This is a genomic window from Myxococcus sp. AS-1-15 (genome assembly GCF_020037055.1).
GTDB lineage: Bacteria > Myxococcota > Myxococcia > Myxococcales > Myxococcaceae > Myxococcus > Myxococcus fulvus.
The window spans coordinates 1,154,543-1,171,000 of sequence record NZ_JAIQDF010000001.1; the positions used below are offsets into that span (position 1 = coordinate 1,154,543).

Consider the following 16,458-nt stretch of genomic DNA (forward strand, 5'->3'; position numbering starts at 1 on the left):
CTGCGTGCGAGGGCCCCCGAGAGCGGGAGGGACTGACATGCTCTACAAAGTGACCCCGATGATGACGCCTCCGCCGGAGAAGGCGAAGCCGCGTGAACCGGGGCAGCCGCAGCCGCGCAAGCGGCGCAAGTCCGCCGTCTACGACGCGGATGGTCACGAGGTCCTCATCTCGTTGATGTGCATCAAGTGCCGTACGCTGAAGCCGCTGGCCCAGTTCGGGCTGCGGAAGATGGCGGACGGTGCCATCCGGAACCAGCCCTGGTGCCGCACGTGCCGCTCGGGCGCGGGGACCAAGAAGCCCAAGGCGGGCAAGGGTGAGGCCGCCGCGCCTTCGGAGCCGACGCCGGTGCTCCAGGTCGTCGAGCGCGCCGCGCCCAAGGCCGTCGCCGAGCCCGCCTCGTCCGACGTGCTCCCGGACATCCGGGGCTGATCGCCCCGTCGAGGCTCCAGCGAGGACTCCCACGAGGTCGCGTGCCCCGCACCGACCCGTGAGGGAGTCCTTTCGGCTCGCACGGGGCTCGGTGCCCGTGGAGCCACCTCGCCGCTCAGGACAGTCGGAGTCCCGCGGGCAGCGTGTCGCCGAGCGCGCGCGCCTCGTCCGCCGCCTCCAGCGCGACGACTTCACGCACCATGCGCACCCACGTCTCGGAAGCCTTGGCCGCGACGAGCGCCTGGGCCGCGCGCTCGCGCAAGCCCGGGTCCACGTCCCGCGTCCTGTCTCCGGTGAGCCGCGCGAGCTGCGCCGCCGCGAACGGCGCACCGTCGATCTTGCGCAGGTCCAGCTCCAGCAGGAGCGTCAGCCACGCCTCGGCCGTCTCCACGTCCACGACCTTGTGGCTGCTGCCGTAGAGCGGCACCCGCGCGCCCAGCCGTCCCAGGGACCACGCCCACGGGCCACCGGACTTCGCCTCGGCCTTCAGCCGCTCGGCGATCCACCGGCCCACCTCCGCCTTGTCCCCGGGCGACAGGTGCTCCAGCGAGGCGGCCGTGCGCACCATCTCCTCCAACCCCTCGGGCTGGATGCCCTTGAGCTTCCCGGCGGCGGGCGCGTTCGGGGGCACCTTCCGCGACAGGTGCGGCTGCAGGTACGCGTAGAGCTTCTGCTGCTGCGCCTCCGTCAGCCCACCGGCGATGCGCCGCCACATCACCCAGAACTCCGTCCACACCGCCTTGTCCGTGTGGTGCTGCACCAGCGCGTCGAACAGGCTGAAGGTCTGCTCCGCGCGCCAGCCGTCCAGCGGATACCCGAAGCCCGGGCGCAGCGTGAAGCCCGTGAGGCTGTAGAAGACGCGCTCGTGGTCCTCGGTGCGTCGTCGCTTGCTCGCGCCCGCGTACAGCGTGCTCCACATCTCGCGCAGCACCGGCACCCGCCACGTCTCGCGCGGCCCCAGCGCCTTCTCCAACGTCCGCCCCAGCTGCTTCACGTCCTTGGGCCCCAACGGCAGTGGCTTGTTCCCGTAGACGCGCTCGATGTTGTCCTTGGCCTCCACGAAGCGCGCGGGCATGGACTCGGTGACGGTCAGCTCGTGCGAGCCCCCCGTGCCGCGCAGCTCGAACTCCAACCTCCACCGCTCGTCCGCGACGTCGGAGACGCAGTACAGCTCCAGCGTGCCAATCTCCGTCAGCGCCGCCTGCAGGTGTACCGGCACCTCCGCCACCTTGCCCGCCGCCCCCTTGAGCAGTGTGTGGATGGGCGGCAGCGGCTTCAGGTCCTCCGCCAGGGGCACCAAATCCCCGGGCTTGTCGATGCGGTCGCTCGTCGTCGAGTAGAGCTGGAACTGCACGGGCCTGCCGAGGGTGAGCGTGAAGGGGCGCTCGCCCAGGTCCACCTTCTGTCCCTCCTCGAAGCCGCGAGGGATGAGGCACAAGGCGGGCTGCTCCGCGCTGTCCGCGGGACGCTGCAACCCCACGTAGTACGCGCGCGCCGCGCCACCGCCGATGCGCAGGCCATGCCCACGCCGCACCAGCCCGTAGTACGCCGCGCCCCGCGCCACCGCGAGCTCCAGCGACTCGTGGCGCAACAGCGAGATGCGCGGCGCGTCCGGCCACCACCCCGAGACGGCCTCCACCAGCCGCTCCGAAATCCAGGGCGAGTTGAAGACGCCGCCGTTGAGCAGGATGGCGTCGGGGCGGGGGAGGGCGCCTTCGAAAGCAGGCGTCTCGCCCAGCGCCGCGAAGCCCGCCGCCGCGTGCTGCGCGAGGAACGCCGCCAGGTGCCGCGTCACCGCCGCGTCCTGCACGTACGGCAGGCCCAGCTCCTGGAGCGCCATGCGCGCGGCCCGGCGAGGCCGCTCCGTGGGCGGCGTGCGCGGGAAGAACCCATCCAGCACCAGCGCGTGGGCCTCCTCGCGAGACAGCTCCGAGGACAGCGTTCCACCCAACAGCCGGCTGCCCTCTCCCACCAGCGACACGCCGTACTTTTCCGGAGGCGCCTTGCCGAGCAGCGCCTCCTTCGCGGTGCGCGCGGCCTGGATGGCCTGCGTCCACTGCGTGGCGGACAGCCGCCGCCCGTCCGAAAAGAGCTTCTCCTCCACGCGCCGGGCCAGCGCCGCGTCCATGTTGTCGCCACCCAGCATCAGGTGGTCGCCCACGGCGAGTCGCCGCAGCATGGGGCCCTCGGGCGACACGCCCGCGTGCACCAGCGTGAAGTCCGTGGTGCCGCCGCCCACGTCCACCACCAGCACCAGCCGGACGTGGGAGAGCGTCTGCTCCAGGTCCGAGCGGTGGCGCGCGGTGTAGTCGTAGAAGGCCGCCTGGGGCTCCTCCAACAGCGTGAACTTCTCCAGCCCCGCCTTGCGAGCGGCGCTCACCGTGAGAGCGCGCGCGGCCTCGTCGAACGAGGCGGGGACCGTAATCACCACCTCCTGCCGCGACAGCGGCGCTTCCGGGTGCGCGAAGTCCCACGCGCGCGCCAGGTGCGTGAGCAGGAGCGCGCTGGCGTCCACCGGGGACAGCTTCGCCACGTCGGCGGGCGCGCCCCACGGGAGGATGGGCGCGGAGCGGTCCACGCCCGGGTGGCACAGCCAGCTCTTCGCGCTGGCAATCAGCCGGCCCGGCACGCGCGAGCCCTGCCAGCGCGCCAGCTCTCCCACCACCCACGGCCCGCCGTCGTCACCCCAGGGCAGGCGCAGCGACTCGGCGCTCAGCTCGTGGCCCGCGGGCACGTACACGGTGGAGGGAAGCAGCGCGCGCGGCGCCACCTCCCCCTGTCGGACGAGCTGCGAGACGGGGAAGTCCTCCACGGGCGCGCTCGCGCCCCGGGCGGGGTCCACGGACGCCACCGCGCAGTGGGTGGTGCCCAGGTCGATGCCGACGATTCGCATACACCTCCGGTTGCCGGTCGGCGTTCTACTCCTTCATGCGGACGTTGAGCTCCAGCTTCCAACGCCCGTCGCCACCTTTCTCCAGGCACCGCAGCTCCAACGTCCCCACCTCCGTCACCGCCGCCTGCAGATTGACGGGCGTCAGGTCGCCGAAGGCCGCGGGCTGTCCGGGCATGGTGGTCTCGATGGGGGCCAGCTCCTCCATCTCCCCCTTCGCCAGCTCGTCCGCCACGTCCTCCACCATCGTGCCGACGCGGTCGTCGCGCCGCATCGAGGAGGAGAAGAAGCGGAAGCTCGTGGGCTCCCCCGTGACGAGCCCGAACTCCTGCGGCGGCACGTCCGCCTGCGTGCCCTCCTCCATGCCGAAGGGCGCCACGCACAGCGCCTTCACCGGAGGCTCGAAGCCCGGCACCGCCGGCATCGACGACTCCACGCCCACGTAGTACGCGCGCGCCGTGCCGCCGCGGATGCGCAGGCCGTTCCCCTGCCGCACCCAGCCGTAGTACGCCGCGCCGCGCGCCACCGACAGGTCCAGGTCCGCGCCCTCCAGCTCCTTCGCCGGCTCGCCGCCGTCCGCCCTCAACCACAGGTTGAGCACCTCCATGACGCGCGCCTTGAGCGGCCCGGCCTTGAAGACGCCACCGTTGAAGAGCACCGCCGTCGGGTGCAGGAAGGACTTGTCGCCGACGTCCACCGGCGCGTCGTGGCTGGACTTCAGCGCCTGCGCCTGCCGGGTGAGGAACGCCGCCAGGTGCCGCGACACGCCCGCGTCCTGCGCGTAGGGCAGCGCCATCTGCGCCAGGCCCGTGCGCCGCGCCGTGCGAGGCAGCTCCGACAGCGGCGTCACCGGGAAGAAGCCGTCGGTGAGGACCCGGTCCAGCTCCTCGCGCGTCAGCTCCGTGCGCAGCGTGCCGCCGATGAGCGACGAGCCCCGGCTGGGGATGGAGATGGGCACCTTGTCCAGCGAGGTGTCCGCGTACAGCGTCTCCTTCGCCTGCCGGCATCCATGGGTGAGGGCGTTGAACTGCCACGGGTCCAGCTTCTTGCCCTCGGCCGCCAGGCGCTGGTTGAGCGTGTGCGCCAGCGCCAGGTCCATGTTGTCGCCGCCGAGCAGGATGTGGTCGCCCACCGCCACGCGCAAAAGCTCCACCTCGCCGTCCCGGTCCTTCACGGTGATGACGGAGAAGTCGGACGTGCCGCCGCCCACGTCCACCACCAGGATGACCTCGCCGGGCTTCACCTGCTGGCGGAACGTCTCGCCCATCGCCTCCAGCCACGCGTACAGCGCGGCCTGCGGCTCCTCCAACAAGGTGAGGTGCTCGATTCCCGCCGCCTTGGCCGCCTCCAGCGTCAGCTCGCGCGCCGCCGCGTCGAACGAGGCGGGGACGGTGACGATGACGTCCTGACGGGCCAGCTGGTTGTCGGCCTCCTCGCGCCCCGGGGCGAAGGTGGAGTCCCACGCCTCCTTGAGGTGGCGCAGGAACCGGGCGGACGCATCCAGCGGGGACACGCGCTGCACGTCCTCCGGCGCCTGCCAGGGCAACAGCGGCGAGCGCCGGTCCACGCCCGGGTGCGACAGCCAGCTCTTGGGCGAGGACACCAGCCGCGTGGGCACCTTGGCCCCGTGCGAGCGCGCCAGCTCTCCAATGACCGAGGACGCGTCCGGGTTCCACGGCAGCGCGAGGCTCCCTGGCGGGAACTCCTGCGCCGCGGGCAGATACAAGAAGGAGGGCAGCAGCGGACGGGCCTCGAGGGTGCCGGGCGCCGTCAGTTGCGGGATGGGCAGCATGGACTGCGAGCGGCCCCGAGGCTTGCCGTCCTCGAGGTTGAAGTACGACACCGCCGAGTGGGTGGTGCCAAGGTCGATGCCGATGGAATAGCGGGCCATATCGGGCTTGAACTCCTGGGGGGCTCCCTTTTGTCCGGTCTGCCTGTCCGCCGGGTGACGCTCAGGCGAGCTCGACTTCCGCCGGGGCAAGCACTCGCGGGTCCATGGCGGTGCTCACCGCCGGGAACTTCACTTCCGTCGTCACCCAACCATGGTGGCGCAGCGTCCCGTGGTGGGGCGGGGTGCCCGTCACGTTTCCGGTGAGGCGGATGCGCTGGGCGTCGAAGCCCGCGGGCACCGTCACCGACGCGCCCTCCGACTCGGGCAGCACCGGCTTCACCGTGAAGTACTGGCCGAGCACCTTGCGGCACCCCTCATGGACGGTGCGGCACGCGGCCCCCACCTCGGCGTCCGAGTAGGCGGCCACGTTCTCCTGGAGGAAGTCCACCAGCCGACCCTCCCGTTGCAGCATCGCCAGCAGCGTCAGGGCGCTGGCGTGCTCGCGCTCGGGCGGCAGGGCAGGGGGCGGCTCGGGGGGCTTCACCGCCGGGGGCGGGGTGGCGGGCGTGGCCTCACCGGAGGGGAGCAGGTTCAGCTGCCCGGCGTCGTAGGCCCGGCTGGCCGGCAGAACCGCGCGGGCGAAGTCTCCGGAGACGAGGCAGCGCCAGAAGCAGAGCCAGGCGAGCCAGAACCGCGCGAAGAACGACAGGGAGGCGGACGGGTCAGTCATCGGCTCCGGATAACAAAGCCCGCCTGCTTTGCAATTCGGCAGTTGCTCGAAAAGCCCCAAATGCAAAGGGCCTCACGGTTTCCCGTGAGGCCCTTCGTTTGCTGCATGGTGGAGGTGGACGGGATCGAACCGACGACCTTCGCATTGCGAACGCGACGCTCTCCCAACTGAGCTACACCCCCACAAATGGCCCTGCGTGCTGCGCCCCGGCGTTTTGGGCCGCCGAAGGTGAACGGGCTAGTACCGGACCCCTTCCCTGCTGTCAAGCGCAAGCCTTCAGGTCTCATCCGTGCGATTGACGTGCCGCGCAGCGGATGCCATAAAAACCCCTCTTCTCAGGCGTACCCTTTCCGCCCGGTGTCCCTCCCCCCGGTAATGTCTACCTCCCCTTCGAAGACGTTGAGCCCGGCCGAGCTCGCGAAGCTCGAACACGCGTTCGCTTCCGACCCCTCGTCCGCCGCCTACAAGCCTCTAGCCGAAGCGTACCTGAGCATGGGTCGCTTCATGGAGGCGATGGTCGTCTGCAAGAAGGGCGTCAAGGCGCATCCGAACGCCGCCGACCCTCGCTTGTTGCTCGCCCGTGTGTATGCGGAGCAGGGCAAGGACAAGAAGGCCCTGGAGGAGGCGCTCGGCGCGCTCCAGGTCCAGCCCGAGGACAAGGGCGCGTTGCGCATGGCCGGCGCCCTGCAGCTGAAGACGGGCGAAGCCGAGCCTGGCAAGGCGAACCTCCTCAAGGCGTACAGCGTGGACCCGGGAGACCCGGACACCGTCACGCTGCTGCAGCAGCACAAGATCGACCCGCCGCGGCCGGCCGCGCCCCAGGCGCCCGTCGCCGCGCCGCCGGTGCTCGCGCCCAGCGCCACGCAGCAGTCCGCCGCGTCGCTGGCCAGCGGTGTCGCCGCCACGGCCGAGCCTGTCTCCGCGCCCACGCCCACGCCCAAGCCCGCGGCCACGCCGCGCGCGCCCTCGGGCTCCTCGGCCCCGGTGCGTGCCGAGTCGCCCGCGCAGCGTCCGGCCCCCGCCCAGCCCCGCCGCCCCCAGCCGGTGGTGGTGGATGAGGTGGAGGACGACGACGAGGACGACTCGCCCCGCGGCCGTCGCAATTCGTCTCAGGGTGGGGGACGCGGCAAGTGGGTGACGGTGGCGCTGCTGGGCGCCCTGGTCCTCTTCATCCCCGGCTACATGATGTACACGCGGCACACGCGCAACGTGGCCCGGGAGCTGAAGAAGCACCTGGAGGCGTCCGCGGAGCTGCTCAAGCGCGACTCCTTCGACAGCTACAAGAAGGCGTGTGAGGCGGCCGACAAGGCGCTGGAGGTGAACTCCGACTCCGGCCTGGCCCACGGCTACCTGGCGTACGCCTACGCCATCCGTTGGGGTGAGCACGGCGGCGGTGACGACGCGCGCCGCCGCGCCGAGGAGCACCTGGCCGCGGGCATGAAGGCGGGCGACGTCAGCTCGCACCTCATCGCCGCGGAGGCGCTGGTGCAGACCTACGGCGGCAAGGGCAAGGAGGCCCTGGGCAAGCTGGAGGAGACGGTGAAGGGCCTGGACGCCCAGGGGCGCTCCAGCTCGCTGCTCTACCTGACGCTCGGCCTCATCCAGATGAACGCGGGTGACCTGGACCGCGGCCGCGACTCGCTGGAGCGCGCCCAGGTGCTCGCGCCCGACGACCCGCGCATCTACTCGGGCCTGGGCGCGGTGTACCGCCGGCTGGGCCAGGACAACACGGCCTGGAAGAACTACGACCTGGCCCTGCGCTACGAGAAGGACCACCCGGAGTCGCTCCTGGGCCGCTCCCTCCTGATGCTCGACCAGGACTCGCCCAACTACCCCCTGGTCCAGTCCATGCTGAAGAAGCTGCTGGACGCCGAGCCCCCGCCGTCGCCCCGTCAGCTGGCCGCCGCGCACCTGGCGCGCTCGCTCCTGGTCAGCCGCGTCTCCGCGTCGCTGCCCAACGAGAAGCCGGACATGCAGCAGAAGCTGGTGGAGGCCACGGGCGTGCCGCTGGACGCCCAGAAGGCGCGCGCGGAGATGCTCAAGAGCGAGGAGACGGGCTTCACGCTCGACAAGCAGAACCCGGACCTGCACCTCATCAAGGGCCGCCGGCTCTTGACCGAGGGAAGCTTCGACCAGGCCGCCGAGGAGATCCGCAAGGCCATCCGCGTGGACGGCTCGCGCGCGCAGTTCCACGTCGAGCTGGCCAAGGCCCTGATGGGCAAGCAGGGCGGCGAGAAGGAGGCCGCCGAGGCGCTCCAGACGGCCCTCAAGACGATGGGCGACAGCCCCAAGCTGGTCGTCATGCTGGGCAACGCCTACCGCCGCCAGGGCAAGCTGGATGAGGCCCTCAAGCAGTACGAGCGCGCGGTGAAGGACCCCAAGGCGAAGAACCCCGAGGCCCGCCTGGCCATGGGTGCCATCTACCGCGAGCGCTCCGATTGGACGAACGCGCAGACGCAGCTGGAGAAGGCGAGCCAGGAGTTCGTCGGCCAGCCCGAGCGCTCGGCCATCGCGCTCACGGAGCTGGCGCGCGTCTACCAGGGCAAGGGCGACGCGGCGAAGGCGGACGAGACGTACCAGCGCGCCCTCAACGCCGACGAGGCCTTCTCCCCGGCGTACTACTTCTACGCCACGCTGCTCTCCAAGGACGCCAAGCAGGGCCCCAAGGCGAAGATGCTGGCGCAGGAGTACCTCAAGCGCGAGCCGAGCGGCGAGCACGCCACCGCGGCGCGCACCCTCACCGGGGGCTGAGCAGGTCGGACAAGTGGGGCTGATGCGCGCGGCCAGCAGGGCGCGCACGGCCCCGGCCCCCCCGGGTTGATGGCCCCCGCGAGTGGGGCTATGCCCCGGGTGTTTGCCTTCCCGAACCCTTCAAGACACGAGGACGCGAGCCCGAGCCACGGTGTGGCGCCGGGCGGGCGGCCGTTCGTGGCCGGCGCGTCGTGGTGACGTGTCCTTGCCCACCCCCCGGTGGTGCCTGTATGGGAGGGCGGTTCCCGCGTCGGCAGCGTCCCTGTCACGCTCTCCCCTGGAGTCCGCTTGAGCGCGCGTGCCGAGTCCGTGTCGACGACCGCGTCCGACCTGATCTCCCTGATGAAGCCCCGGCTCTCCAGCCTGGTCCTCATCACCACGGCCGGCGGCATGTGGCTGGCCCCAGGTCCCCTGTCCACGGGCCATGCCCTGGTGACGCTGCTGGCCACGGCCGGCACGGTGGGCGCGGCCAACGCGCTCAACTGCTACTGGGAGCGCCACAGCGACAAGTTCATGGCGCGCACGCAGAACCGGCCGCTGCCCTCCGGACGCATGGAGCCGGCGGTGGCGCTGTGGTTCGGCATCTCCCTGGCGGCGGTGTCCCTGCCGGCGCTGGCCCTGGGCGCCAACCTCCTGACGGCGGCGCTGGGCCTGCTCGCGCTGCTCAGCTACGTGCTGGCGTACACGCCGCTCAAGGCGCGCACCTCGGCGGCCATGCTGGTGGGCGCCGTCCCCGGCGCGCTGCCCCCGCTGATGGGGTGGACGGCGGTGACGGACCGCATCGACGCGGGCGGCTTCGCGCTCTTCGCCATCCTCTTCCTGTGGCAGATGCCGCACTTCATCGCCATCGCCCTGTTCCGCAAGGAGGAGTACGCGGCGGCGGGCCTCAAGTCCGTGCCGATTGAGCGCGGCGACGAGTCCAGCCGCGCGCAGATCGTCCTCTACCTGGTGGCGCTGGTGCCCATGACGCTGCTGCCCTTCCAGCTCCACATCGCCGGCTCCTGGTACCTGGCGGCCGCGGTGGGCCTGGGGCTGAGCTTCCTGGGAGTGGGGGCGTGGGGGTTCTTCCGCCGGCTGGGGAAGCCCTGGGCGCGCCAGACGTTCATCTTCTCGTTGATCTACCTCACCGGATTGTTCGCGGCGCTGAGCCTGGACCGCGTTCCCCGCGGCTAGGCGCGCGGGGCAGCCGGCGGAAAGCCCGCCCATGCCTGATACCTCGGTTCACACCCCTCCACCCGCGCTGCTCCACCTCGAGGGGCTGACCCGACGCTTCAAGGACCGCGTGGCCGTGGACGGCCTCACGCTGTCGGTGCGGCCCGGCGAAATCCTGGGCCTGTTGGGCCCGAACGGCGCCGGCAAGTCCACCACCTTCCAGATCCTGGCGGGCCTGCTCGCGCCCGACGCGGGGCAGGTGCGCTTCGCCGGCCGCGAGCTGTCCCTGAGCGACCCGGCGCTGCGCCGGCAGATGGGCATCATCTTCCAGCGCGGCAGCCTGGATGACCTGCTCACCGCGCGGGAGAACCTGATGCTCGGGGCCCGGCTGTACGGGCTGACGGGCGAGCGGGCCCGCGAGCGCGTGGAGTCCATGCTGGGGCTCATCGGCCTGTTGGACCGGGGCGACGAGCGGGTGGGCACGTGGTCCGGGGGCATGCGCCGCCGGCTGGAGCTGGCCCGCGCGCTGGTGCACCAGCCCCGCGTGGTGTTGATGGACGAGCCCACGCAGGGCCTGGACGAGGCCGCCTTCCGCACCTTCTGGGCGCACCTGAAGCGGCTGCGCGACGCGGAGGGGCTGACGGTGCTGCTCACCACGCACCGGGCCGACGAGGCCGAGGTCTGCGACAGGCTGGCGGTGCTCGACGCGGGGAAGCTGGTCGCGTGTGACACGCCGGCCGCGCTGGCCGCGCGCATGGGCGGGGACCTCCTCACGGTGGAGGCGCCCGAGCCGGAGACGCTGGCCCGGGAGGTCCGCGAGAAGCTGGGCGTGGACGCGAAGGTGGTGGAGGGGCGGGTGCAGGTGGAGGCCCGGCAGGGCCACGCGCTGGTGCCCCGGTTGGTGGAGTCCTTCCCGGCGGGGCGGATGACGTCCGTCGCGCTGCGCCGCCCCACGTTGGCGGATGTGTTCCTGCAGCTCACCGGGCGCGCGCTGGGCGCCGACGTGCCGGCCGTGGAGGCCGCGCCGAGGAGACGCCGATGAACGCCGAGGTTTCCACCGCGCAGCCGCCCCCCGTGGCCGAGGACGCGCGGGCACCGGGCGCGCCGGGCACGCTGGCGCTGCAGTGGGCGACGGTGCGGGTGCTGATGGCGCGCGACGTGGTGCGCTTCTTCCGTCAGCCCAGCCGCGTGGTGGGCGCGCTGGCGCAGCCCATCCTGTTCTGGTTCGTCATCGGCTCGGGCTTCGCGGGCTCGTTCCGCGTCGAGGGCGCGCAGGGGCTGGGCTACCAGCAGTTCTTCTTCCCGGGCGTCGTCACCATGGTGCTGTTGTTCAGCGCCATCTTCGCCACGATTACGGTCATCGAGGACCGCCGCGAGGGCTTCCTCCAGGCGGTGCTCGCGGGGCCGGGCTCCCGGCTGGCGGTGGTGCTGGGCAAGGCGCTGGGCTCGTCCGCGATTGCCCTGATGCAGGCGTCCTTGTTCCTGCTGCTGGCGCCGCTCGCCGGCGTGAGCGCGGCCACCCTGGACCTGCCGCTGCTCGTGGCGGTGATGGTGCTGTCGGCGCTGGCGCTGACGGGCATGGGCATGTCGCTGGCGTGGTGGGTTCGCTCGAGCGCGGGCTACCACGCGGTGATGAGCATCGTGATGCTGCCCATGTGGGTGCTGTCCGGGGCCATGTTCCCGCTGAAGGGCGCGGACACCTGGCTGTCGTGGGTGATGGTGCTCAACCCGATGCGCTTCTCCGTGGAGGGCGTGCGGCGCGCGCTGTACGGCGCCGAGGCGTCCGTGGCGGTGGGCTCGCCCCTGTCCGGCGCGGGCTGGGAGGTGCCGGTGCTGCTGGCGTTCGCGGCGGTGTTCCTGGGGCTGGCGGCGGCGAGCGTCAGCCGGCGCGAATAGCGCGGACGGGCCGTTGGACAGGTCCGCGTCCTTTGACTACGAGGGAGCGCGGACGAAGTACCGGTTCACCGAGGAGATTGCACATGACGCTGCGCACGCTCGGCCTGTCGATGCTGGGAGCCGCGGGGCTGTTGGCCCTGCCCGCTTGCAAGAAGGAGGAGGCCCCGGCCACGCCTCCGCCCGCCGCGCCCGCCCAGGCGGCTCGCGCGCCCGAGGAGAAGGCGCCGCACGCCGCCACGCCCATCCAGGCGCCGGGGCAGACGACGAACGTCCCCGTGGGCAAGGGCGAGGTGAAGGGCACGGTGACCTTCACGGGCACGGCGCCCGTCGCGGCGGACCTGCCGCCCAGCGCGGACCCTGCCTGTGAGGGGCGGGCGTCGAAGGACGAGGCGGTGCTGGTGAAGGACGGCAAGCTGCGCAACGTGCTGGTGCGCGTGCGAGGCGCTGTGCCGGGGGCCTCCACGGTGCCGAGCGAGCCGGTGGTGGTGGACCAGTCGAAGTGCACCTACGTGCCGCGGGTGCAGGGCGCGGTGGCGGGGCAGCCCGTCGTCTTCAAGAACAGCGACGGCACGCTGCACAACGTGCGCGGCGTGGTGGGCACCAAGTCGGCCTTCAACGTGGCCCAGCCGCCCTCGGGCGCGCCGGTGCAGAAGTCCGTGCCCGCCGCGGATGACGTGCTGAAGCTCAAGTGTGACGTGCACCCGTGGATGACCGCGTTCGTGGTGAGCAACCCGAACCCGTTCTTCGCCACCACGGGAGAGGACGGCACCTTCGCCATCCAGGGCCTGCCCGCGGGCACGTACACCCTGGAGGCGTGGCACGAGACGTTCGGCACCAAGAGCGCCGAAGTCACGGTGAAGGACGACGCGCCGGCCACCGTCGCCTTCGCGTTCACCGCCGAGGACGCGTCCGCGAAGAAGTAGGGCTGGGAGGGGCGCCTTCCGCGAGACGAAAGGCCCCTCGCGGCGCGGGCCTCGCGCACGACGCAGGGTCCGCTTCGATGGAAAGGGCTCCTCGCCACGTTCGCGAGGAGGCCCCGCCTACGCCGCGGGCTGCTCCAGCGAGCCCGGCGGCCCCGCCTTCTTCACCGTGAAGCCCACGCGGGCGCCACCGCCCTCGCGGTTCTCCGCGAACGTCTCGCCACCGTGGGCCTTCGCGATGCGCTGCACCAGCGCGAGCCCCAGTCCCAGTGAGCCCGCCTCGCGGGCCTCGCCGCCCCGGTCCTTCCGGTAGAAGGGCTGGAAGATGCGCTCCTCCTCACCCTGGAGGAGCCCCGGACCCCGGTCCTCCACGCAGAAGCACATGTCCTCCTCGCGCTCCTCCACCCGCAGCGTGCTCGCGCCGCCGCCGTGCTTGCGCGCGTTGTCCAGCAGGTTGACCAGCGCGCGCCCCAGCAGCGTCGCGTCGCCCACCAGCACCGCCTCCGGCAGCTCCGAGTCGAGCAGCTCGGGCGGCAGCCCCGCGCGCTCCAGCGCCTGACTCGCCAGCGTGCGCCCATCCAGTACCCGGGGCGTGAGCTGTCCGAAGTCCAGCCGCGAGCTCGCCAGCAGCTCGCCCACCAGCGCGTCCAGCTCCACCACCTCGCGGTCCACCTGGTCCAGCGTCTTGGGATTCCCGCCGCCGTCGCGCAACAGCTCCGTCAGCACGCGCATCCGCGCCAGCGGCGTGCGCAGCTCGTGCGACACCGCCGCGAGCAGCTCGCGCTGGTCCGCCACCTGCTTCTCGATGCGCCCCGCCATGTCGTTGAAGGCGACCGCCAGCACGGTGAACTCACCCGTCGCGTGGGGGAGGACCTCGGCGCGAGCGTCGAGCCGTCCGGCGCCCAGCGCCTTGGTGGCCTGCACCAGCGCATCCACGGGCTTGGCCAGCCTGCGCGCCATCTTCCCCGAGGCCATCCACAGCATGAGGCACGCGGCGACCAGCGGGAGGATCAACTTCATCTTGTTCTTGGCGCGCTCGCTCCCGTAGCACAGCCGCACCTGCCCCAGCGTGGTGTCTCCGCGCACCACCGGGAGGGACATCTCGGTGCTGTTGCACAGCCCTCCGGCCAGCACGAGCAGCTTGCCCGACGCGTCCTTCAGCTCCACGTCGATGTCCAGGTCCCGCGCCACCGACTGCGCCAGCGCCTCCCTGCGCGCGGGCTCGTCCCAGACCTCCTCGAAGCGGTGGCTCGCGAAGTTCTTGAGCCGGACCATCTCCTGCTTCCAGGTGGTGCCTCCGACGATGTTGAACACCAGGCCCACGACCAGGCCCGTCAGGGAGATGGTCAACCCGAACCACATGAACAGGCGCCGGTGCAGCCGGGAACGCACGAAGTGGCCCAACCGGCTCATGCGCCAGTGACTCCAGCGCGCCTGATGGTGTCGCCGCCACCGCTCGATGTGCTCGTGCCGGGGATGCTTCCCCCAACCCCCGGGACGTCGTCCCCAGCCCGGACGCTTGTCCGACGCGGAGTCGTCGTTCGCCCACTGTCCACCCTGTCCCTGGGCCCGTGCCTCCTCCACCTCGCGGTGGAGCCAGCGTGAGAACTCCTCGGCCTCCTCGCAGCTCAAGTCCCACGGGCCGCAGTCGTCGCGGCGCCAGGGGGAGGAGCGCCTCGGCTCGCCCTTGCCACCCTTGTCGTCCCGGTGGCCCATCAGAGGCCCTCTTTGGCGAAGACGTAGCCCACGCCGCGCACCGTCTTGATGAGCCGCGTGCCGATGTCGCCCAGCTTCTGCCTCAAGTGGGAGATGTGCACGTCGACCGTGCGCTCGCCCACCACCGTGTCGCTGCGCCCCGCCTCACCCAGCAGCGCGTCCCGGGGGATGACGCGGCCCGCGCGGCGCACCAGCGCCACCAGCAGGTCGAACTCCAGCCCCGTCAGGTCCACCAGCTTGCCCTCCGCTCGCACCTCGCGCCCGGCCACGTCGATGGACAATCCGCCCGCCTCCAACCGGTCCGCCACCGCCGACGGCTGCGAGCGCCGCAGCACCGCCCTCAAGCGCGCCAGCAGCTCCCGGGGACTGAAGGGCTTGGGAAGATAATCGTCCGCGCCCAGCTCCAACCCCACCACGCGGTCCGTCTCGTCACCCTTCGCGGTGAGCATGACGACGGGGATGCGGCTCTTGGCGCGGATGCGCTTGCACACCTCGAGGCCGTCCATGCCCGGCATCATCACGTCCAGCAGCACCGCGTCGTAGGCACTGGCCTCCAGCGCGGCGAGCCCCCGCCCCCCATCCGGGGCATGCGTCACACTGACGCCGTTCTGCCCGAGGTACTGCGCGAGCAGTTCATACATGCGGGTGTCATCGTCGATGAGCAGGACGCGTGTGGACATGGACGGAGTCGATACTAACGCGGCCCGGGCGCTGGAGCCTGGGTCGTGGTGGAGGACGGCGAGCCGGCGGTCGCGGTGGCGTCCGGGGGGCACTCGGGCCCGTTGGCCGCGGGCGCTCGACGTCCCCAGCGCTCCGCGCCCCTGTCGCCGCGACAGGGACCGTGGTGGCGAGAGAGGCTCTGGAAGCCGGAGATGAAGCCTCCGATGACTCCCAGGGTGAGGACGACGATGAGGATGCCGCGGCGGGGTCGCATCATGAACATGGGGTTCCTCGATTCGTGTGTGAGAGGGTTTCAGACCATCGGGTGGTCATCGCCTCGCCAGCCCTGGTGCCCGCCGCAGCGGCGCCCGTGCCACCCGGGGCCCGCGCCGTGGCCATGGCCCCAGCCGTGCTCGAGCACGTCCGCCAGCTCACGGCGCTGGCGCGGGTCCAGTGCCTCGTGCACCTGCGACAGCGCGCCCTGGAGCGTCTTGCGCGCGTTGTCCACCGCGACGTCGTGGCGGGCGAAGAGCTCCCGCAGCGCGGCGCCGTCGAAGTGCTCCCCCCTGAGCGCGGTGCCAATCGCGGCGCGGCTGGGGCGCACCTCGTCACGCAGCTTGTCGAAGGCCTCGGTGAGCTCCTCGGTCGCCTGGATGATGACCTTCTCCTGGCCCGGAGAGGTCTCCAGCCGCTCGAACAGCCAGCGCAGGCGCATCCGCCAGCCGAAGCGACCTCCCCGCCGAGGTCCATGGTGGCGCCAGCCTCGGCCACCCCGCACGGTGTAGATGAGGCCGGCCAGACAGGCCGAGCCGAACAGAAATCCGAACATGAAGGTCCTGCTCCTTCCCAGCGGAGCGGGCCGGGATGGCGCGCCTCCGTCTTGGATGGGCAGGAAGGTAGAGGGCGGGTGTGAAGCCAACGCCCGGGGCCCCGTGAAGAAACGTGAAGGGCTTTCGCACCGTCCCGGGATGAAGGGGCGAATGTGGCCTGTTGACCTCTGGAGCGATTTTCAGCCCCTGGGACTGTCCTCTGGCCGACGACCGCCTGCCCGCTGGGTGGGGGTCGGGTGGACAAAACGGTCCTTGAGGTAGATTCTCGCTTCAGTGTCGGAGCGATGTCCGCCCCGCACTGGCGGTCCGGCTGGTCCCGGGTCGCCGTCTAGCAGAAAGAAGAAGGTCACATGGCATTCGGTACTGTGAAGTGGTTCAACGACGCCAAGGGTTTCGGCTTCATCGCGCAGGACAGCGGTGAGGACGTGTTCTGCCACCACACCGCCATCAACATGGATGGCTTCCGCACCCTGCAGGAGGGGCAGAAGGTGGAGTTCGAGGTGACCCGTGGCCCCAAGGGGCTGCAGGCCCAGAACGTCCGCGCGGCGGGCTAATCGCGTCATCCTGGCCACCCTTGAGTGAGCCCGAGGCCCGGTCTTCCCTAGGGGAGGCTGGGCCTTCGTCTTTGCGGGCTCAGGGCCGCGGGGCAGGC

General features: G+C 71.6%; 14 protein-coding genes and 1 tRNA gene. 7 read left to right on the plus strand and 8 right to left on the minus strand.

The genetic code is table 11. The annotated features are described in order from the left end of the window. The first annotated feature begins 37 nt into the window (after window positions 1-37). Window positions 38-430, plus strand: a complete 393-nt coding sequence (locus K8625_RS04750) for a hypothetical protein (RefSeq protein WP_141332656.1) — start codon at window positions 38-40, stop codon at window positions 428-430. A gap of 115 nt (window positions 431-545) precedes the next feature. On the opposite strand, the gene K8625_RS04755 is transcribed toward K8625_RS04750, so the two are convergent. The 4 genes from K8625_RS04755 to K8625_RS04770 all read right to left on the minus strand — a co-directional run bounded on the left by K8625_RS04755 (window position 546) and on the right by K8625_RS04770 (window position 6,063). Beyond that, window positions 546-3,323 (minus strand): Hsp70 family protein, encoded by a 2,778-nt coding sequence (locus K8625_RS04755; protein WP_223745378.1) that lies wholly within the window; start codon window positions 3,321-3,323, stop codon window positions 546-548. A gap of 25 nt (window positions 3,324-3,348) precedes the next feature. Further along, the gene (locus K8625_RS04760; RefSeq protein WP_223781952.1) at window positions 3,349-5,211 is read right to left on the minus strand and encodes an Hsp70 family protein; all 1,863 of its coding nucleotides are present in this window, start codon (window positions 5,209-5,211) and stop codon (window positions 3,349-3,351) included. A gap of 61 nt (window positions 5,212-5,272) precedes the next feature. Continuing rightward, on the minus strand, window positions 5,273-5,881 hold the full coding sequence (locus K8625_RS04765) for a DUF2760 domain-containing protein (protein WP_223745380.1): 609 nt from the start codon (window positions 5,879-5,881) through the stop codon (window positions 5,273-5,275). A 106-nt stretch (window positions 5,882-5,987) separates the two neighbouring features. Then, window positions 5,988-6,063: transfer RNA gene (locus tag K8625_RS04770), tRNA-Ala, on the minus strand. 193 nt (window positions 6,064-6,256) lie between these two features. Between K8625_RS04770 and K8625_RS04775 the strand changes: the two genes are divergently transcribed. The 5 genes from K8625_RS04775 (at window position 6,257) to K8625_RS04795 (ending at window position 12,603) form a co-directional block, all read left to right on the plus strand. Beyond that, window positions 6,257-8,632: a tetratricopeptide repeat protein gene (locus K8625_RS04775; RefSeq protein ID WP_223781953.1), complete on the plus strand. Its 2,376-nt coding sequence runs from the start codon at window positions 6,257-6,259 to the stop codon at window positions 8,630-8,632. Window positions 8,633-8,920: 288 nt separating this feature from the next. After that, window positions 8,921-9,805: a heme o synthase gene (gene cyoE, locus K8625_RS04780; protein ID WP_223745382.1), complete on the plus strand. Its 885-nt coding sequence runs from the start codon at window positions 8,921-8,923 to the stop codon at window positions 9,803-9,805. A 31-nt stretch (window positions 9,806-9,836) separates the two neighbouring features. Further along, window positions 9,837-10,826 (plus strand): ABC transporter ATP-binding protein, encoded by a 990-nt coding sequence (locus K8625_RS04785; protein ID WP_223745383.1) that lies wholly within the window; start codon window positions 9,837-9,839, stop codon window positions 10,824-10,826. Further along, the gene (locus K8625_RS04790; RefSeq protein WP_223745384.1) at window positions 10,823-11,680 is read left to right on the plus strand and encodes an ABC transporter permease; all 858 of its coding nucleotides are present in this window, start codon (window positions 10,823-10,825) and stop codon (window positions 11,678-11,680) included. The genes K8625_RS04785 and K8625_RS04790 overlap by 4 nt, the downstream gene beginning before the upstream one ends. 83 nt (window positions 11,681-11,763) lie before the next feature. After that, on the plus strand, window positions 11,764-12,603 hold the full coding sequence (locus tag K8625_RS04795; RefSeq protein ID WP_223745385.1) for a carboxypeptidase regulatory-like domain-containing protein: 840 nt from the start codon (window positions 11,764-11,766) through the stop codon (window positions 12,601-12,603). 117 nt (window positions 12,604-12,720) lie between these two features. Here K8625_RS04795 and K8625_RS04800 read toward each other — a convergent pair whose 3' ends face one another. From K8625_RS04800 to K8625_RS04815, 4 genes are read right to left on the minus strand one after another with little or no spacing between them, the layout of a single operon-like run. Further along, window positions 12,721-14,316 (minus strand): ATP-binding protein, encoded by a 1,596-nt coding sequence (locus K8625_RS04800; protein WP_305070632.1) that lies wholly within the window; start codon window positions 14,314-14,316, stop codon window positions 12,721-12,723. Continuing rightward, window positions 14,316-14,996 (minus strand): response regulator transcription factor, encoded by a 681-nt coding sequence (locus tag K8625_RS04805; RefSeq protein ID WP_046715302.1) that lies wholly within the window; start codon window positions 14,994-14,996, stop codon window positions 14,316-14,318. Before K8625_RS04805 ends, K8625_RS04800 begins: the two co-directional genes overlap by 1 nt. Window positions 14,997-15,010: 14 nt before the next feature. Further along, on the minus strand, window positions 15,011-15,253 hold the full coding sequence (locus tag K8625_RS04810; protein WP_141328574.1) for a hypothetical protein: 243 nt from the start codon (window positions 15,251-15,253) through the stop codon (window positions 15,011-15,013). 36 nt (window positions 15,254-15,289) lie between these two features. Then, on the minus strand, window positions 15,290-15,805 hold the full coding sequence (locus tag K8625_RS04815) for a periplasmic heavy metal sensor (protein ID WP_223745386.1): 516 nt from the start codon (window positions 15,803-15,805) through the stop codon (window positions 15,290-15,292). Window positions 15,806-16,156: 351 nt separating this feature from the next. Here K8625_RS04815 and K8625_RS04820 point away from each other — a divergent pair, with 351 nt between their 5' ends. Beyond that, on the plus strand, window positions 16,157-16,360 hold the full coding sequence (locus K8625_RS04820) for a cold-shock protein (protein WP_046715299.1): 204 nt from the start codon (window positions 16,157-16,159) through the stop codon (window positions 16,358-16,360). The last annotated feature ends 98 nt before the right edge of the window (window positions 16,361-16,458 follow it).

Excerpts from the sequence above, each read along its gene's own strand:
- K8625_RS04805 (WP_046715302.1), bottom strand. The coding sequence starts at position 14,996 with ATGTCCACACGCGTCCTGCTCATCGACGATGACACCCGCATGTATGAA.
- K8625_RS04790 (WP_223745384.1), top strand. The coding sequence starts at position 10,823 with ATGAACGCCGAGGTTTCCACCGCGCAGCCGCCCCCCGTGGCCGAGGAC.
- K8625_RS04810 (WP_141328574.1), bottom strand. The coding sequence starts at position 15,253 with ATGATGCGACCCCGCCGCGGCATCCTCATCGTCGTCCTCACCCTGGGA.
- K8625_RS04785 (WP_223745383.1), top strand. The coding sequence starts at position 9,837 with ATGCCTGATACCTCGGTTCACACCCCTCCACCCGCGCTGCTCCACCTC.
- K8625_RS04755 (WP_223745378.1), bottom strand. The coding sequence starts at position 3,323 with ATGCGAATCGTCGGCATCGACCTGGGCACCACCCACTGCGCGGTGGCG.
- K8625_RS04815 (WP_223745386.1), bottom strand. The coding sequence starts at position 15,805 with ATGTTCGGATTTCTGTTCGGCTCGGCCTGTCTGGCCGGCCTCATCTAC.
- K8625_RS04795 (WP_223745385.1), top strand. The coding sequence starts at position 11,764 with ATGACGCTGCGCACGCTCGGCCTGTCGATGCTGGGAGCCGCGGGGCTG.
- K8625_RS04775 (WP_223781953.1), top strand. The coding sequence starts at position 6,257 with ATGTCTACCTCCCCTTCGAAGACGTTGAGCCCGGCCGAGCTCGCGAAG.
- K8625_RS04760 (WP_223781952.1), bottom strand. The coding sequence starts at position 5,211 with ATGGCCCGCTATTCCATCGGCATCGACCTTGGCACCACCCACTCGGCG.
- K8625_RS04765 (WP_223745380.1), bottom strand. The coding sequence starts at position 5,881 with ATGACTGACCCGTCCGCCTCCCTGTCGTTCTTCGCGCGGTTCTGGCTC.
- K8625_RS04800 (WP_305070632.1), bottom strand. The coding sequence starts at position 14,316 with ATGGGCCACCGGGACGACAAGGGTGGCAAGGGCGAGCCGAGGCGCTCC.
- K8625_RS04820 (WP_046715299.1), top strand. The coding sequence starts at position 16,157 with ATGGCATTCGGTACTGTGAAGTGGTTCAACGACGCCAAGGGTTTCGGC.
- K8625_RS04750 (WP_141332656.1), top strand. The coding sequence starts at position 38 with ATGCTCTACAAAGTGACCCCGATGATGACGCCTCCGCCGGAGAAGGCG.